We start from the raw sequence: 16,362 nt of genomic DNA, 5'->3' as shown, positions 1-16,362 counted from the left end.
CTGGTCGTCAGGCGGGCTGGACGGTGATGGTGCAGAGGCGCTTGGTGGCCCGGGTCAGGGCCACGTACAAGTCCCTTTCCCCGCCGGGGCGGGCCGTGATGATTTCCTCGGGGTCCATGACGACGACCCCGTCGAATTCCAGGCCGCGTGCTTCGGACGCCGGCACGATGCGTGCGTGGTCAGCGACGCCCCGGGCCGTCAGCTCGCTCACCCTGGTGTCCGCGCAGAGCACTCCCAGGAGTTCGCCCGGGTGCGCGGTGCTCTGGGCGCGGAGTTCCCGAACGACGGCGGCGACCAACCCGTCCGGAGCCGTGGTCACGGTGCGAGGGCTCTCACCGCTGCGCAGTGACCGTGTGGGCTTCTGGTCCGGAGCGATCCGCGTGAGCAGGTCCCGGACGCTCTCCAGGATCTCCTGCGTGGTGCGGTAGCTGACGGTCAGGTGGTGCAGTGCGAACCGCGGGCCGACGTGCGGGCTCAGTGCTTCCTTCCAGTCGCGTGCCGTCGCGACCGGGCCCGCCTGGGCGAAGTCACCCACCAGCGTCATCGCCCTTGCCGGGCAGCGGCGGACGATCATCCGCCACTGCATGGCGGTCAGTTCCTGCGCCTCGTCGACGACGACGTGCCCGTACGTCCGCTCGGGAGGGCCGTCGACCAGGCTCGCCGCCTCGTCCAGCAACGGCACATCGGCATCGGTCCACGGGTCGTCCGGACCGCGCAGCAGACGGGACCGCTCCTGCGCGGTCAGGCGGGGCAGGTGCTCGGCGAGAGCGCCGGCGTTCGTCAGGAGCGCCTGCACCAGGTCACCGGGTGCCAGCCGGGGCCACAACACCTCGACCGCTCGGTCGACGCCGGCGTCGTCGAGGAGATCGGCTCGGATGGCGTCCAGGTCCAGCTCGTGGACCGGACCCGGGGCGGCCGCACCTTCGACACGGCGCTGGGCGGCTCCCGTGAACCGGTCGAGGTCCATGCCCGTCATCTTCTCGGCATCGGCGTCGATCTGCTCCAGGACGTCGCCCATGTCCCGTTGCATCGCGTCGGTGACGGCGTCGACCAGGAGCTCTTTGAACACCTGGCGCGCGGGGTTGTGCCCCGGTGCGGCTGTCACGGCGGTGTCGCGTGCCGTGGCGACTTCCTCGCCGGAGAGGTGAACCCGTTGCCGTCCGACCCGCACGGTGAAGTCACCGGCGGGGGCTTGGTGGACGCGCAGCAGGCCGGCCAGGGCGTCGGCGAGGTCGGAGCCGCCCTTGAGACGCGCCGTAGCGAACGGGTCCACCGTGTCCGTGGACACTCCGGCCAGCTCCCGGCAGGTCGCCAGAACGACGTCGTTCTCTCCGAGCGAGGGAAGGACCTGGGAGATGTAGTCGAGGAAGCGGGCGTTCGGGCCCACCACCAGGACACCCTCCTCCGCGGCGCGCGGGAACGCGTACAGGACGTAGGCCGCCCGGTGCAGGGCGACCACCGTCTTGCCGGTGCCGGGCCCGCCCTGCACCACGGTCACCCCGCGGTGGGCGGAGCGGACGATCTCGTCCTGCTCGGCCTGCAGCGTCGCGACGGCCGCGTGCATCCTGCCCGTACGCCGTGCCGACAGAGCCTCGGTCAACGGGCCGTCCCCCACGACGTCCTCGTCGGTCGGGTCGGTCCCGTCCAGCAGTTCGTCGCTCACCGAGACGACCGTGCGCTCCTCGAGGCGCAGGTGCCGGCGCCGCCGCAGGTCCATCGGGTGGACCGGTGTCGCCTCGTAGAAGGGCCGCGCCGCGTTCGCGCGCCAGTCCACGAGCAGCGGCAGCTCGTCCTCCTCCGTATGCAGTCCGATCCGCCCGATGCGCAGGGCCGTGCCATCCGTCCAGTCGATGCGCCCGAATACCAGGCCCTTTTCGGCGCCCTCCAGCCGGCCGATTTCCTTGGCCAGACGCTCGGCGGCGATTTCTCTCTCGTATGCCTCACCGGCGCTTTCCGCCGGGGCCTTCAGCACACTCGCTCGCTGTACTCGCGCCTCGGAAAGCCGCTCGGTGAGCAGCTCATACAACGAGGACACATAATCCCGCTCCGATGCAACCGCACGCGCAGCGGGATCACTTATGTTCGACAACGTCGACAACAGGGGGCTCCTTCGATTCGAGCCCACACCATACGGTCAGAGATCCCTGAAGGTAAGTCTTGACTTACTTGACGAAGACATGGCCTTGCGGCTGAATCCATGACGGCTGACCGTATCGCGCATTCCGCCGTTCCGTATATCGCTCTTGCGCTCCCGATGCCCGCCTGCCTTTATGGGCGAGCCCGCCCTTGGGTGCCGGCGATGTTTGCCGCGCTCGGGAAAACTGGCGGCTTTTGGGCTTGCCTGCTTGCCTCGGCGCCACCCCGTGTGGCGTGGTCCGGCGCGGTGCGGCTGGGACGGGGCGCGGCCCCGGCCCGACGGCCATGTCGTGCCGTGCCGGTTGCCGGGTTCGGGGGCCGGGAGTCCGGAGGCTGTGGCCGTGGGCCGGCCGTCAGCCCGCCAGCGGTACTTCCTGGCCCTCCGCCGGGTAGCCGTAGCGCTCCCAGATCTGGTTCAGCTCGTGCTGGTAGTAGAGCGAGTGCAGGCTCAGCGCGAAGGTGAGGAGGAGGCCGATCAGTGGGCTGCAGGTGGGCTGCATTCCGGCCGATTGCTGCATTCGGGCGATGCGGGCGCCGGTTTTGTACACCGAGACGAACGGCGGCACGATCAGCAGGGCGCCGAGGGTCACCGCGAGCACCGAGACCACGGGATCGACCTCGATCCGGCGGTCGAGATCGCGCGACTCTCGGTTCACCTTGTAGTACCAGACCAGGTGGTAGATCCCCAGGGTGATGAGGGGCCAGACCAGCCACACCAGGAAGATGTTGCGGTACTTGCCCGCGCGGCCGGTCACCGGGCTGCCTCCAGGATGCATTGCATGTGCATGCCTTGAGCGTACGACCGCGTCCGGAGGGCGGCAATCGCCGCCGTTTCCCCCTCGCCCGCCCGGGGCGTCGGGCCGCGGTCGGCGGTCGGCGGTCGGCGGTCGGCGGCCGGCGGTGGGCGGAGCCGGAGGTGCCGGGGCCGCGGTCCCGGTGGTGCCCGGACCGCGGCCCCGGTGGTGCCGGAACGACGGGGCCGAAAATGTGGTGCCGACGGGCCGGGACGCGGGCTACGGTGGCCGCACTCTGACGATCACGCTCCCAGAAGGACGCCGCAGAACGGGAGCAGGCCCGCACGGCACGTGCGCGGCCACGGAGGGGCGGCATCGCTTCAGCCTGCCCTTCCATCAGGAGAGTTCTGCCATGCACATAGGCCTCGGCCTTCCGATCGACGCCCCCGAACTGCTGCCCGACTGGGCCCGGCGCGCGGACGACAGCCCCTTCCGGACGCTCGGGCTGCTCGACCGGCTGGTCCACGACAACCCCGAACCACTCGTCACCCTCGCGGCCCTCGCCGGTGCCACCCGCCGGATCCGGGTGCAGACCGAGGTCCTGCTCGCCCCGCAGCACAACACCGCCCTGCTCGCCAAGCAGACCGCCACCCTCGACCGCCTGTCCGGCGGCCGCTTCACCCTGGGCATCGGGGTCGGCGGACGCGAGGACGACTGCCGGGCCGCCGGGATCGACCCCCGCCGCCGCGGACGCCGGCTCGACGAGCAGATGGCCGCCCTGCGCCGCGTCTGGGCCGGTGAGCCGTATGGGGAGGGCGTCGGGCCGATCGGCCCCAGGCCCGCGACGTCCGGCGGCCCCGAAGTGCTCTTCGGCGGCTTCGCGCCGGCGGCGATCGAGCGGGTCGGCCGCTGGGGCGACGGCTTTCTCGGCGCCTCGCTGCCCCCGCAGTTCATGGACGGCCTCTTCCGGGACGCGGAGGCGGCCTGGCAGCGGTGGTCGCGCCCGGGCCGGCCGCGCCTGGTCGCCCAGGCCAACGCCGTCCTCGGCCCCGACCCGGTCGTCGCCGAGGCGCGCCGGAACCTCCGCGACTACTACACCTTCACCGGGCGCGCCGACGAGGTGGCGAGGGGCCTGCTCACCACGCCGGAGCGGATACGGGAGGCGGTCACCGGGTTCACCGGCATCGGTGCCGACGAAGTGATGCTCTACTGCTGGTCCTCGGATCCGGACCAGGTCGAGCGCCTCGCAGACGTGGTGTTCTGACGCTCGGGGCCACGTCGGGGCCACGTCGGGGGGCCTCGGGAGACGTGCTGGGGCCGGGTGGTTTCCGGACTGCCCGGCCCGGACCCGTTCCCTGTGGCGCGTTCCGGTGTGCCGTGTGCCGTGTGCCGTGTGCTGTCGTGCCTGGGTGCCGTTCCGCGGGTCCCCGGCGGCTGGGGCCTCCCTGCCTCTACGCGTAGCGCACGAGCAGTTCCGTGTTGCCGTCCGCCGGGGTGCCCGCCAGTCCCTCCCTGACGCCGGGGGCGTTGTACGACAGCTCCCGGTACAGGGAGGCCAGTCCGACCGCCGAGAGGTCGCCGAGGTCCGTCCGGTGCGGGGCGGCGGACTCGATGAGGGTGGTCAGCAGGGAGAGCGTTCCGTCGTGGTTGTCGACCAGCTCCACCACGCGGGCGTGGTGCGGATAGTCGATGTGGGACGCGGTGTTGACCTCCCAGAACGACCGGTGGGCGGTGCGGTGGGCGTGCGGGGTGATCCGGTTGGTGTGGCTGTGGCCGTTGATCCAGGCCACCACGTTCGGGAACCGGCTGAGCAGCGCGATCAGTTCCGCTCCGTCGTGCCGCGGCTCCTCGGACCGGGCCGCGTCGGGCCGGCGCAGCATGGTGGGGCTGTTGTGGTGGCTGAAGACCAGGATGCGGGTGTCGTCGGCCGCCGGGTTGCGGACGGCGCGGCCGTCGGCGTCGTAGTGGCGGGAGCTGTGGGCGGTCAGCGTCCGCTCCAGCCACCGCAGTTGTCCGGTGTCCAGTGAGCCCTCGTAGTGGCCACTGCGGTACGTGGTGTCGAGGCTGATGCCGAGGACGCCCTCGGCGACCGGGAACGCGTAGTACATGTGGTCGCCGTCGAGGTTGCCGGCGGTGTAGCCGTGACCGGCCGGGCCGGGGCCGGTGTGCCGCGGGTCCAGGTGCGCCGCCAGGTATTCGTGCGGGGTGAACGGCTTGCGGCGGGGGTCGGGGGTGACCGTCCGGGCCTGCGGCGCGTAGTCGGCCAGGATCTTCTTGAGCACGCCCGCCTTGGGGTCGTCGCCGGTGGAGACCGCGGTCGCGAGGGCGGCCAGGTCGGCGTCGGGGACGCGGTACAGCTTCCGGGCGCCGGTGGCGACCTCGGTCAGGGCGGGGTCGTCGGGGGCCCAGCAGCCGCCCGGCAGGTCGTCGTGGTTGCCGACCGTGGAGTACCACGGGATGCGCAGCCCGGGGCTGGTGACCGGGCGCACCGCCGCGTCCAGGAAGCCCGGGAGGTGCGGCAGGCCGAGCTTCTTGTCCTGGTCGCGCAGGCGGTCCTCGGGGTGCCAGTACAGGGGCAGGCCGGAGTTCTGCACGCCCTCGTAGGAGCGCGGGTCGCCGGTGTTGGGGGTGATCCGGCCGCCGTTCATGACGGTGAGGAACCACTCCAGCTCGATCGAGGAGTTGTTGTCCACGTTGTCGCCGGTGGTCATGACGAACGCCGGGGGCAGTCCGGTGTGCGGGCCCTCGTCCAGCGCGTTCACCTGCTCCACCAGGGAGACCGCGCCGGCCACGGACAGCGCCTCCTGTGGCCGCCAGGAGCCGGCGTTCCGCGCCCGCAGGAACTCGGTGCGCAACGGGCTCTGCACATCCACCACATGCAGGTCGGTGAACTGCACGAAGCACGCCAGGGCGGTGCGCCGGTCCTTCCGGCCCGCTCCGGGGGCGGCGAGCTCGCCCCGTACGACCAGGGGCCGGCCGGGGCCGGAGGCCAGTCGCCGGTAGCCGCCGCCCGTCACGCCGGGGAGCCGCGCCGTCGTCTCCAGGGTGGTCACCCCGTACGGCGCGGCACGCCGGACGGGCGGCGCGGTGGCCGGGGTGCCGGCCGCCGGCCGCGCGGCGGGCGGGGGCGGGCTGCTGCGGGGCGCGGGGAGCAGCGGCGCGAGCGGCCCGACAGCGGCGACGGCGGCGCCGGAGGTGAGCAGGAAGTGCCGGCGGTTCAGGGCGTGGGAGGCGGTGCGGGCGTTGAGAGTATCGGGCGCGTCGGGTGCGGAATCGGTTCCGGCCATGGGGTCCTTCCGGTGCCGCGTCAGGGATCAGCAAGATCGATACATCACTGAGTCGACTTTTCTCTCCGGGATCGTGAACGGCCGGAGTTGCTGATTCCTGAACGGTGCCGGAACGCGGAACGCCCGGGAGTGGTCGGCGATGGCGCCGGGGGTGAGGTGGTTCGTGGAGGTCATGGGGGCGCTGCCGGGCGCTCATCCGCTGTTCAGGGAGGGGCTGTGGGCGGCGCCGTCGAGAGGGGGGCGTATTATGTATTAGTGCAATGAGGCATTGTCTCTAGTGCAGAGCAGGGCTACCGTGTGATCATGACTTGTGCGCTCCCTGTGCCCGTTGTTCTCCATGGCCGCACCCTCCGCCTCGAGCCGCTGACGACCGGCCATGTCCCGGACCTGTTCGAGGCCGGAGGCGCCGACGACGAGGTATGGCGCTGGCAGTCCGTCCGGACGCCCGGCACCGAGGAGGCCCTGCACGGACTGGTCGAGCAGCAGCTCGCCGACCAGGAGGCGGGCCTGACCGTTCCGTTCGCGGTCGTGCTGCGCGAGACCGGCCGGGCGGTCGGGCAGACCACCTACCTGGACCTGAGCGCGCACCACGAACGGCTGGAGATCGGCTCCACCTGGTACGGGCGCGCGCACTGGGGCACCGCCGTCAACCCCGAGGCCAAGCTGCTGCTGCTCACCCATGCCTTCGAGGAGCTGGGGATGGGGCGCGTGCAGTGGAAGACCCACCACCGCAACGTCCGCTCGCAGCAGGCCATCGCCCGGCTCGGCGCCCGGCACGAGGGGGTGCTGCGCCGCCACCGAAAGCAGCCGGACGGCAGCTGGCGGGACAGCGTGTACTACTCGATGCTCGCCGACGAGTGGCCGCCGGCGAAGGCCCGGCTGGTGGAACGGGTGGAGGGGCAGATGGAGGAGCGGGCGGAGGGACGAGCGGAGGAGCGGGCGGAGGAGCGGGTGTAGGCGCCTGGCCGTCAGCCCAGGGTCCGGTCGAGGTTGAACGCGGCGCTGATCAGCGCGAGGTGGGTGAACGCCTGCGGGAAGTTGCCCTGCTGTTCGCCGGTGCGGCCGATCTCCTCGGCGAACAGGCCGAGGTGGTTGCCGTACGTCAGCATCTTCTCGAACGCCAGCCGGGCCTCGTCCCCGCGGCCCGCCCGGGCGAGCGCCTCGACGTACCAGAACGAGCAGATGGAGAACGTCCCCTCCTCGCCCCGCAGCCCGTCCGGGCTCGCCTGCGGGTCGTAGCGGTAGACCAGGGAGTCGGACACCAGGTCCTCGCCCAGCGCGTCCAGCGTCGACAGCCACTTCGGGTCGGTCGGGGAGATGAACTTGGTCAGCGGCATCATCAGTACGGAGGCGTCGAGGACGGTGTCGCCCTCGTGCTGGACGAAGGCGCGCCGCTCGTCCGACCAGCCGCGGCGCATGATCCGCCGGTAGATCGCGTCCCGCTCCCGGCCCCAGCGCATCACATCGGCGGGCAGGCCCCGGTGGGCGGCCATCCGCATGCCCCGCTCGATCGCCACCCAGCACATGAGCTGCGAGTACAGGAACCGCTGGCGGCCGCCGCGGGTCTCCCAGACGCCCTCGTCGGGCTGGTCCCAGTGGTCGCACACCCACTCGATCAGGGTGCAGACGGTGTCCCAGTGCTCGCTGGAGATCGGCTCCCCCCACTTGTCGTAAAGGTAGAGGGAGTCGATGAGGGCGCCGTAGATGTCGAGCTGGAGCTGGTCCACGGCGGCGTTGCCGACCCGGACCGGGGCGGAGTCCAGATAGCCCGACAGGTGCGGCAGCAGCTCCTCGGGGAGGTCGCTGCGGCCGTCGATGCCGTACATGATCTGCAGCGGGCCCGAGGAGTTGTCCCCGACCCGGATGCGCTGGGACAGGAACTGCATGAAGGACTTGGCCTCGTCGGTGAAGCCGAGCCGGAGCAGCGCGTAGATGCAGAACGCGGCGTCCCGGATCCAGACGTAGCGGTAGTCCCAGTTCCGTTCGCCGCCGATCTGCTCCGGCAGGCTGGTCGTCGGGGCGGCCACGATCGCGCCGGTGGGGGCGTAGGTCAGCAGCTTGAGGGTGAGCGCGGAACGGTGCACCATCTCGCGCCAGCGCCCCCGGTAGCGGGACTTCGACAGCCAGCGGCGCCAGTACCGGACCGTGGCGTCGAACAGCTCCTCCGCCTCGCCGAGCGGACAGGACCGCGGTGTCACCTCGCCGCCGACCCGGTCCAGGGCGAACACGGCCGACTCGCCTTCGCGCAGCTTGAACAGGGACCACACGTCGCGGCCGTCGGTCTCGATCGGCACGCTGGTGGTGAGCGCGAGCGTCAGGGACGGCGCCGCGAACAGGGCCTGGCCCTTCTCGACGCTCACGGTGTGCTCCTGCCGCGCGTAGTCGATCCGGGGCGCCACCCGGGCGCGGAACGGCAGCGCGCCGCGGACGCAGACCACGCGCCGGATCAGCCGGTGCCGGTCCGCCTCGCGGGAGTCGTCCACGATCGGCATGAAGTCCTGGATCTCGCCGACCCCGTCCTCCGCGAAGAAGCGGGTGATCAGGACGTTGGTGTCGGGGAAGTAGAACTGCTTCGTGCGGGACGGCACGTCGGCGGCGAGCTCGAAGCACCCGCCCCGGTCGGCGTCGAGGACCGAGGCGAAGACGCTGGGGGCGTCGAAGCGCCCGCAGCAGTACCAGTCGATGGTGCCGTCCGTGCCCACCAGGGCCGCGCTCCGGAGATCGCCGATCAGGCCGTGCTCGGCGATCGGCAGATAGCGGGACGGGCCCGCCCCGCCGGAGCCGCCACGGGCTTCGGGCACCTCGGCGGTTCGGCCGGTGCCGGTGCCGGCGTCGGCCGGCCGGGGGTCGGTGGAGTCGGGGTCCGGGGCCGTGGTGCCCGGGGCCTTGCTGTCCGGGGCTTCGGTGTCCGGGGGGTTCGGCCGGGTGGCCGAGGTGGCTGCGGTGGCCGGCGGACCGGGCCGGGTGGCACCGGTGCCGGTCGCTTCGGCGTCAGCTGTCACTCCGACCGCCCTCCGTGGTCGAACAGGAGTAAGCACCACATATCAGCCTAAGCCGATACTGCTGCCGCCTCGCCCGGGGAGCCGGCCCGGCTGCCTCGGCTGCCTCGGCTGCTTCGGATGCCGGGGGCGCCGGGGCTGGTGGGCTGCCGTGGTGTCGGGGGGAGCCGGCGCGGCGGGCTGCCTGGGCCGCCTGGGGTGCCGGGGTGCCTGGGGTGCCCGGGCTGGGCGGGTGCCGGGGCGTCGGGGCTGTCGGGCGGGGCCCGGTCGTGTCGGGGGCGGGGGATCGCCTCAGTAGCGGGTGATCGCGGTGGGCCCCGAGCCGGTGCCGATGGCGATGTGCGGCCTGGCCGCCGGATCCGCCCAGGTCAGGATCGCGCGCATCGCCTGTGCGGACACCGACACACAACCCGCCGTCGCCCCACGCCCGTTGACGTGCAGGAAGATGCCCGCGCCCCGCCCCCGGACCGGGCGCCGGTAGTTGAAACCGATCACCAGGGCCCGCGCGTACTGGGTGCGGTACGCGGCCAGTCGCTCCGCCTCCGTGGCGGCGCAGTCCCGGGGCAGCGGCTCGACCCACCGGTTGTAGGCGGTGGAGCGGTTGTCCTGGCACCACCAGGAGCGTTCGGTGACCCGGCGGTACCGGAACGAGGTACCCGCCGGTGCTCCGGCGGTCCCGAAGGCGAAGGGCAGCCCGTACAGCCCGGCGGGGGTGGTGGAGGTGCCCTGGATCCGTCCGCTCCCGTCGACCAGGCCGTTCGCCCCGAAGCGGGCGGCGGCCGAACCCACCCGGACCCAGCTGCCCGCGCGCTGCCGCCACCAGGTCACCGTGCCCGTGGTGGACGCCGGGACCGGGGCGACCGCGGTGATCAGCTGGGTGCCGCCTCCGGTACGGGCCATGCGTGCGGGGAGAGGCGCGGGCGAGCCGCCCTCCGGCCGGCCGGACGCCGCGGCCGGAGGCGGCAGCAGCGCAGTGGTCAGGAGCGCGGCGGTCAGGAGCGTGGCGGCCACGAGCGCGGCCGTCAGGAAGGAGACCGTCGGGAAGGAGGTGGTTGGAAAGGAGGTGGTTGGGGCGGAGGCGGTCGTGAAGGCTGCTGTCGGCGGAGCATGGCCCACCGGACGGCGCATCAGCGGAACACGGAGCATGGGGATCAACCCCACCAGGGGATGGAGGCCGGAACGCCGGTGACGGTGCGTCGGCCGGCACCACATTCCTCTCGCGCTGCGTGGCCGGCCAAAAGTCCCACCGGGTTCATCACACCGGCGGCCCACACCGAACCACCGTGGAGACGTGTCGGGATAGAGGGTCGGCACCTGTCCCGCGCGTCGCGCGTCGCGCCGGACAGGTTGCCGCCTGGATCCGGAAACAGCGTGACGCGTCGGCCATACCCAAGTCAATCAACGGGTTTTCTTCCATATCCCCAAGGTCTAGCTTGGGTTGGTGACTCTCGATGATCTCCGTGTCTTCGTCGCCGCCTGCGAATCCGGCAGTCTCAGCGCGGTCGCCCGCGACCTGTCGTGCAGTCAGTCGGCGGTGAGCCAGCACGTCAAGCGGCTCGAACGCGAGCTGGGCCTGTGTCTCCTCGAACGGCAGCCGCGCGGCGTGACCCCCACCCACGCCGGGCGGATCCTCCACCGGGCCGCCTCCCACGGCATCGGCGGCCTCGATCTCGCCCTCCGCAGCCTCGCCGACCTGCAGCAGGGCGGCGGCGGAACGGTCCGGGTCACCACCGGGGCCACCTCGGTACGGCACTTCATGGCCGACGCCGTGGTCTCCTTCCGGAGCCGCTTCCCCCGGGTGAGCCTCGAATTCCACACCGAGAGCGCCGGCCGCCACTGCTTCGCCGCACTCGACAGCGGTGAGGTCGACCTGGCGTGGATCACCATCGGGGCGGCTACCGGCACGGCGCGCGGGATGGAGCAGCGCCCCGTCGTCGAGCTGCCCTGGGTGCTGGCCGTGCGGACCGACGATCCGCTCGCCGCCCGGTCGGAGATCGACGCGGAGGAGCTCGCCTCGATCCGGCCCATCGGGCTTCCGGAGAACTCGGCGTCGCGGCTCCGCCTCGAAGAGCACCTGACGGGGCTGGGCAGCCGGTGGGAGGCGACGACGAGCGTCGCGGACTGGGACACGGCCCTCCTGCTGGCCGAACTCAGCCTGGGCCATGCGGTGGTGCCGGCGCTGCCCGGGTGGGTCCGCGACGGTTCGGGCCACGGCGGGCTGCGCCTGGTCCCCATACCGGCCCTGCCGCCGCTCGCCGTGGGCTGGGCGGTGCGCCAGTGGGACGCCCTCAGCCCGTCGGCGCGTGCCTTCGCCGACGCGGTCGTCGACAGCCTGACGGGCACACCGCCCGCCGGCTGAGGCGCCCCTGTCCGCTGAGGCCGTCCTGCTCAGCCGTTCCCGCTGAGGCCGTACCTGCTGGGGCCGTACCTGCTGGGGCTGTCCCTGCTGGGGGCGCATGCGCGGGCCGGGGGCCCCTCGTTCCTACGCCGCCGCTCCGGGGTGCGGCAGCGGGGCGGTGATGGCCAGGCCTTCGTCGAGCTTCGCGACCAGGTCGTCGGCGAGGGAGGGGACGCGCCGGTCCGCCCACTGCCCGACGGAGGCCAGGAAGCCGACGAGTCCGTCGTGCACGGAGCCCAGCAGGCCCGGAAGGAGGGCCCGGGGGATGTCGATCGGGGGCGTGTCCCGCCGGTCGCCGTCGCTCCAGAGCCGGGCGGTCTCCCCGCTGTGCTCCACGACGGGCGTCGGGTCGTGCCCGAGCCAGGGCTCCCCGCGGTCCACCAGCTCGAGCCAGTCCCGCCAGTTCTCCAGGCCGAAACAGCAGCCGGGCTGTGCGGTGATCCCGGTTCCGGTGTGCCGGACCCGCAGGCCGCCGGGGGCGATGACGCACTCGGCATCGGTCAGCCGACGGACCTGCTCCAGAACGTTCCGGGGTGTGCCGTCGGAGCGGCGCCCTCCCCGGTTGTAGGTGGTCAGGACCGCCAGGGCCGTGCCCACCTCGGACGGTGACAGGGCGCCGGACAGGGGCAGCCAGGGGGCCGGGCGCGGTTCGGCGACGGGCCACAGGGCGAAGCCCCGGGCGTCGTAGGTCTCCAGTACGGCATCCATGATCAGCACGCCTGCCAGTGTCGCCGTCGCGGGAGGCGGGGGCAGCCCCCTTTTCGCGTCGCGTCGCTCATCCCGGTGGCCGGGGTTCCCCCGGCCCGTGGCGGCGTTCGCTCGTCCCGTCCGTCGTCACTCCGCCCGGACGCGCACGAAGCGGGCGGTCTCGTGGCGTCCGGCCGCCTGGCGCAGTTCGACCGGGAGCGGGGTGGTGAGCATCCGCACCGGACCGTGGTCCGGATGGTCCGTCAGCTCGCCCAGCCGGCCCCGGAGCAGCTCGCCGACCTCGCGTGCCTGGGCGGTGGTCAGCCGGGGTGTGGTCTGCGGGGTCTGTTCGTCGGCGACCTGCACCAGGAGGGCGTGGGGCCGGTCCGGCGGGCCGAAGGCGCCGAGCAGGACGCCGTCCCGCGTCTCGGAGTGCCGGATCTTGCGCCAGGACGAGGTGCCTCCGGGCCGGTAGGCGGAGTTCAGCGCTTTGGCCACGATGCCTTCGACGCCCGCGTCCCGCAGGTCGCCGAACCAGAGGCGGGCGGTCTCCTCGTCGAGCGTCGCCAGCACCCGCTGGACGGGCGGGCCGATGTCCGCCAGTGCCGTTCCGAGGAGGTCCCAGCGTTCGCTCAGCGGCAGGGCCCGGACGTCCCGGCCGGGGGCGGCGAGGAGGTCGAAGGCGATGTAGTAGACGGGGATGCCCGCCTGCTCGCGGTCCCGGCGGGAGCGGAGCAGATCGGTGAAGCTCAGCCGCCCCTCGCGGTAGGCGCACAGCTCGCCGTCCAGCACGGTCCCAGGAGGCAGATGTGCGCCCAGGAAGGCGGCGATCTCCGGGAACTCGGGCGCGAGGTCCCGCCGGGAGCGGGACTGCAGGAAGACGCGGCCGCTCTCCAGGACGAAGGCCAGGGCCCGGAAGCCGTCCAGTTTCAGGGAGTACTGGAAGCCTCCGGCCGTGCTGCCCTGCCGGGGGATCTCGTCGGCGTTCCGGGGGCGCATCACCTCGACCGGCGGATGCAGCACCACCGCGGGCGGGCTCTCCGTCATGCGGTCACTCCGCCGTGGCCGGCAGCGGGCGTCCCCGCCCGGGGTCGAGCAGCGGGTCGAGCAGATCGCCGTGCTCCGCCAGCCGCGGAGCGATGTCGTCCGCCTCGAAGGAGAGTTCGCCGGGCTCCGTGCAGGCGTGGATCTCGTCCCAGGTGACGGGCGTGGAGACGGTGGGGGAGGGGCGGGCGCGCAGGGTGTAGGGGGCGGCGGTGGTCTTCGCGGCGGTGTTCTGGCTCCAGTCGACGAAGATCTTGCCGGGCCGCAGGTTCCGCGCCATCCGGTGCACCACCAGGCCCGGCATCGCCCGCTCGGCCTCGACGGCGAGCCCCTTCGCATACGAGGTGACCCGCTCGGCGTCGACCGGTTCCAGCGGAGCGAGGATGTGCAGCCCCTTGGAGCCGCTGGTCTTCGCGAAGACCTCGAACCCGTCCTCGCCGAGCCGCTCCCGCAGCCACCGGGCGACGGCGCAGCACTCGACGATCGTCGCGGGCCCGCCGGGGTCGAGGTCGAAGACGAGCCGGTCGGCCGTGCCGGGGTCGTCCGCCGTCCACTGGGGGGTGTGGAACTCGGTGACCAGGTTCGCCGCCCACATCAGCGTCGGCATGTCCTGGACCAGGACGTGCCGGCCGGTCTCCCCGGCTCCCGAGCGCGGGACGACGGCGGTCCTCACCCAGTCGGGGGTGCCGGGCGGCAGATTCTTGGCGAAGAAGTGCTCGCCCTCGGCGCCGTCCGGATAGCGCAGGAACGACAGCGGCCGGTCGCGGAGGTGGGGGAGCACGGCGCCGGCGGTGGTGGCGTAGTAGTGCAGCAGCTCGCCCTTGGTGAACCCGGTCGGATAGAGCACCTTGTCCAGGTTGCTCAGCGCCAGGCGCCGCCCCTCCACCTCGGTCATCTGCGACATACCATGAGAATCCCATGAAAAGGACGGATGATGCGATCGATCTGGAAAGGGTCCATTTCGTTCGGCCTGGTCAACATTCCGATCAAGGTGTTCGGTGCCACGGAGAGCCACTCGGTCTCGTTCCGGCAGGTGCACCTCGCCGACAACGGCCGCATCCGCTACCGCAAGGTGTGCGAGCTGGACGACGAGGAAGTGCCCAACGAGGAGATCGTCAAGGCGTACGAGGCCCCGGACGGCACGACCGTGCCGCTCACCGACGAGGACCTCGCCGCGCTGCCGCTGCCGACCGCCAAGACCATCGAGATCCTGGCCTTCGTGCCCGCGGAGAGCATCGATCCGCTCCAGTTGGAACGCTCGTACTACCTCGGGGCGGACGGGCCGGCCGCGGCCAAGCCCTACGTCCTGCTGCGGGAGGCGCTGACCAGCACCCGGAAGGTGGCCGTGGCCAAGTTCGCGCTCCGCGGGCGCGAGACCCTCGGCATGCTCCGGGTGATCGATGACGCGCTCGCCCTCCACACCCTGCTGTGGCCCGACGAGATCCGGCCGCCGGAGGGCATGGTGCCCGATACGAAGGTGACCGTGCGGGAGGCCGAGCTCGATCTCGCGGACACCCTGATGGACACCCTCGGTGAGCTGGAGTTCGAGGAACTGCACGACGAGTACCGGGAGGCCGTGGAGGCCCTGGTCGCGGCGAAGCTGGAGGGCACCGAGCCCGAGGGGACGGGGGAGCGGCCGGAGGGCGGCCGGGTCATCGACCTGATGTCCGCGCTGGAGAAGAGCGTGCGGGCGGCCCGGGGGGAGCGGGGCGCGGAGGACGGGGAGGAGGCCGAGGTCAAGGAGTTGCGCCCGGCGCGGGGCGCGAAGAAGAGCGGTACGGGTGGGCGGGCCGCGGCCGGGGGCGGCAGGGCGGGCAGCGGGGCCGGAGGGCGGAAGGGGGCTTCGTCCGGGGCCGGGGCGCGGAAGAGCGCCGGGACGTCCTCGGCGAAGTCGTCTGCCGCGAAGACGTCCGCTGCGAAGCCGTCTTCGACGAAGGCCTCCTCGACGAAGACGCCCGCGGCGAAAACCTCCGCTGCCACTTCGTCCGCCGCGAGGCCGTCCGGTGCGAAGGCATCGGCTGCGAAGACATCCGCCACGAGAGCGTCCGCGACGAAGACATCCGCAACGAGGGCGTCCGCTGTGAAATCGACATCCGCCAAGGCTTCCTCCTCCCGAGGAGCGTCGGCCAAGGCGTCGTCGTCCCGGGCGTCCTCCTCGGGTGCGGGGGCCGGCTCCCCGAAAGCGGGCGGCGGGAAGAAGAGCACGTCGACGGCCCGGAGCTCCGGAGCGAAGAGCGCCGGGAAGACCACGGCGAAGTCGACCGCGAAGTCGCCCGAGAAGTCGACCGCGAAATCGACCGCGCGGTCCACGGCGAAGAGCGCCGCCGCGTCCGGCGGCCGGCGGACGACCGCCGCGAGCGCGGCCGGCGGGACGGCCGGGAAGAAGGCCGCGGCCAAGAAGACGGCCGCGAAGAAGCGCGCCTCGGCCTGACAGGGAGGTGGTCCGATGCATGCGCTGCACGAACTGCGCGCGGAGTACACACCCCAGGACGGAGCCCAGGACGGAGCCCGGGACAGCGCCCAGGACGGAGCCGGGGACGGGAGTGGGGCGGCGACCGGGGACGGGACCGCGGACGGGAGCGGTGGCACTCGCCACGGCGGCTCTGGCGGCTCTGGCGGCTCTCCCAGGGACGCCGGGAGCGGCATCCTGGCGCGGCACCGGGCGAAGCGGCGGAAGAGGCGGCGGGCGGCCGAGGGCGGGAGCGGCCTGGGAGCGGTGAAGATGTGGCACATGGTCCGGAACTCCGGCACGACCGCCCTCTGCGGTCGCGAACTCGACCCACGGGCCGCCATCCGGCCGGAGGATTCCTGGGGCACGACCCGGGAACCCTGCTGCCACACCTGTGGCGCCACCTACCTGCGCGAGGTGCCCTGAGGGGAGACGGGCGGGACTTGCCCGGACGGGAACCCGCGAGGTGCCCCGACCAGGCCTGTGGCCGATGCGAGGCTCATTCGGGGTCCCGGCTCGTTCGGGTTCGGGACTCGCTCAGGTTCGGGGCTCGCTCGGGTTCTGGGTTCGGGGTCCTGGGCATGCTCGGCTTCCGGGTCCGCCCGGCTGCGGGGCATTCGGGGCCCTC

Annotated in this window: 12 protein-coding genes and 1 pseudogene; 5 read left to right on the top strand and 8 right to left on the bottom strand. The window is 72.6% G+C overall.

Annotated features, from left to right (window positions below):
* Nucleotides 1-7: 7 nt before the first annotated feature.
* Both ABT112_RS16770 and ABT112_RS16765 read right to left on the bottom strand, forming a co-directional pair.
* Nucleotides 8-2,089 carry a HelD family protein gene (locus ABT112_RS16770; RefSeq protein WP_502975371.1) on the bottom strand — a complete coding sequence of 694 codons (2,082 nt, stop codon included), beginning with the start codon at nucleotides 2,087-2,089 and terminating at the stop codon, nucleotides 8-10.
* A 400-nt stretch (nucleotides 2,090-2,489) separates the two neighbouring features.
* Nucleotides 2,490-2,912 (bottom strand): DUF4234 domain-containing protein, encoded by a 423-nt coding sequence (locus ABT112_RS16765; protein WP_351510150.1) that lies wholly within the window; start codon nucleotides 2,910-2,912, stop codon nucleotides 2,490-2,492.
* A gap of 370 nt (nucleotides 2,913-3,282) precedes the next feature.
* On the opposite strand from ABT112_RS16765, the gene ABT112_RS16760 reads away from it, so the two are divergent.
* Nucleotides 3,283-4,134 carry an LLM class flavin-dependent oxidoreductase gene (locus tag ABT112_RS16760; protein WP_351510148.1) on the top strand — a complete coding sequence of 284 codons (852 nt, stop codon included), beginning with the start codon at nucleotides 3,283-3,285 and terminating at the stop codon, nucleotides 4,132-4,134.
* A 187-nt stretch (nucleotides 4,135-4,321) separates the two neighbouring features.
* On the opposite strand, the gene ABT112_RS16755 is transcribed toward ABT112_RS16760, so the two are convergent.
* Nucleotides 4,322-6,157 carry a TIGR03767 family metallophosphoesterase gene (locus ABT112_RS16755; RefSeq protein ID WP_351510146.1) on the bottom strand — a complete coding sequence of 612 codons (1,836 nt, stop codon included), beginning with the start codon at nucleotides 6,155-6,157 and terminating at the stop codon, nucleotides 4,322-4,324.
* 303 nt (nucleotides 6,158-6,460) lie between these two features.
* On the opposite strand from ABT112_RS16755, the gene ABT112_RS16750 reads away from it, so the two are divergent.
* Entirely contained in the window at nucleotides 6,461-7,114 is a 654-nt protein-coding gene (locus ABT112_RS16750; protein ID WP_351510144.1) for a GNAT family N-acetyltransferase, read from the top strand.
* An 11-nt stretch (nucleotides 7,115-7,125) separates the two neighbouring features.
* On the opposite strand, the gene ABT112_RS16745 is transcribed toward ABT112_RS16750, so the two are convergent.
* Entirely contained in the window at nucleotides 7,126-8,958 is a 1,833-nt protein-coding gene (locus tag ABT112_RS16745; RefSeq protein WP_351510227.1) for a glycoside hydrolase family 15 protein, read from the bottom strand.
* A 489-nt stretch (nucleotides 8,959-9,447) separates the two neighbouring features.
* Nucleotides 9,448-10,182 carry a L,D-transpeptidase family protein gene (locus ABT112_RS16740; RefSeq protein ID WP_502975370.1) on the bottom strand — a complete coding sequence of 245 codons (735 nt, stop codon included), beginning with the start codon at nucleotides 10,180-10,182 and terminating at the stop codon, nucleotides 9,448-9,450.
* A 415-nt stretch (nucleotides 10,183-10,597) separates the two neighbouring features.
* Here ABT112_RS16740 and ABT112_RS16735 point away from each other — a divergent pair, with 415 nt between their 5' ends.
* Complete coding sequence (locus ABT112_RS16735; RefSeq protein ID WP_351510141.1) at nucleotides 10,598-11,515, top strand: LysR family transcriptional regulator; 918 nt, start codon at nucleotides 10,598-10,600, stop codon at nucleotides 11,513-11,515.
* A gap of 123 nt (nucleotides 11,516-11,638) precedes the next feature.
* Here ABT112_RS16735 and ABT112_RS16730 read toward each other — a convergent pair whose 3' ends face one another.
* The 3 genes from ABT112_RS16730 to ligD all read right to left on the bottom strand — a co-directional run bounded on the left by ABT112_RS16730 (nucleotide 11,639) and on the right by ligD (nucleotide 14,189).
* Nucleotides 11,639-12,262, bottom strand: a complete 624-nt coding sequence (locus tag ABT112_RS16730) for a hypothetical protein (protein WP_351510223.1) — start codon at nucleotides 12,260-12,262, stop codon at nucleotides 11,639-11,641.
* Nucleotides 12,263-12,388: 126 nt separating this feature from the next.
* The gene (locus ABT112_RS16725; protein ID WP_351510139.1) at nucleotides 12,389-13,288 is read right to left on the bottom strand and encodes an ATP-dependent DNA ligase; all 900 of its coding nucleotides are present in this window, start codon (nucleotides 13,286-13,288) and stop codon (nucleotides 12,389-12,391) included.
* Between the two features lie 4 nt (nucleotides 13,289-13,292).
* A complete protein-coding gene (gene ligD / locus ABT112_RS16720; RefSeq protein ID WP_351510137.1) occupies nucleotides 13,293-14,189 on the bottom strand; it encodes a non-homologous end-joining DNA ligase in 897 nt (298 codons plus the stop codon).
* Between the two features lie 30 nt (nucleotides 14,190-14,219).
* Between ligD and ku the strand changes: the two are divergent.
* Nucleotides 14,220-15,335 (top strand): annotated as a pseudogene (gene ku / locus ABT112_RS16715) (non-homologous end joining protein Ku); the annotation flags it as partial.
* 396 nt (nucleotides 15,336-15,731) lie between these two features.
* Nucleotides 15,732-16,160, top strand: coding sequence for a hypothetical protein (locus ABT112_RS16710; RefSeq protein ID WP_351510136.1), 429 nt, complete (start codon nucleotides 15,732-15,734; stop codon nucleotides 16,158-16,160).
* Nucleotides 16,161-16,362 lie beyond the last annotated feature (202 nt).

The sequence above is a fragment of the Streptomyces sp. NPDC002055 genome (assembly GCF_040296705.1).
In the GTDB taxonomy this organism is placed as follows: domain Bacteria; phylum Actinomycetota; class Actinomycetes; order Streptomycetales; family Streptomycetaceae; genus Streptomyces.
The sequence above is the reverse complement of the archived record's forward strand: the minus strand, read 5'-3'. Positions and strand labels throughout refer to the sequence as shown.

Bases quoted from the DNA above. Each gene is read 5' to 3' on its own strand.
- ABT112_RS16730 (WP_351510223.1), bottom strand. From the start codon at position 12,262: ATGGATGCCGTACTGGAGACCTACGACGCCCGGGGCTTCGCCCTGTGG.
- ligD (WP_351510137.1), bottom strand. From the start codon at position 14,189: ATGTCGCAGATGACCGAGGTGGAGGGGCGGCGCCTGGCGCTGAGCAAC.
- ABT112_RS16760 (WP_351510148.1), top strand. From the start codon at position 3,283: ATGCACATAGGCCTCGGCCTTCCGATCGACGCCCCCGAACTGCTGCCC.
- ABT112_RS16725 (WP_351510139.1), bottom strand. From the start codon at position 13,288: ATGACGGAGAGCCCGCCCGCGGTGGTGCTGCATCCGCCGGTCGAGGTG.
- ABT112_RS16755 (WP_351510146.1), bottom strand. From the start codon at position 6,157: ATGGCCGGAACCGATTCCGCACCCGACGCGCCCGATACTCTCAACGCC.
- ABT112_RS16710 (WP_351510136.1), top strand. From the start codon at position 15,732: ATGCATGCGCTGCACGAACTGCGCGCGGAGTACACACCCCAGGACGGA.
- ABT112_RS16750 (WP_351510144.1), top strand. From the start codon at position 6,461: ATGACTTGTGCGCTCCCTGTGCCCGTTGTTCTCCATGGCCGCACCCTC.
- ABT112_RS16765 (WP_351510150.1), bottom strand. From the start codon at position 2,912: ATGCATCCTGGAGGCAGCCCGGTGACCGGCCGCGCGGGCAAGTACCGC.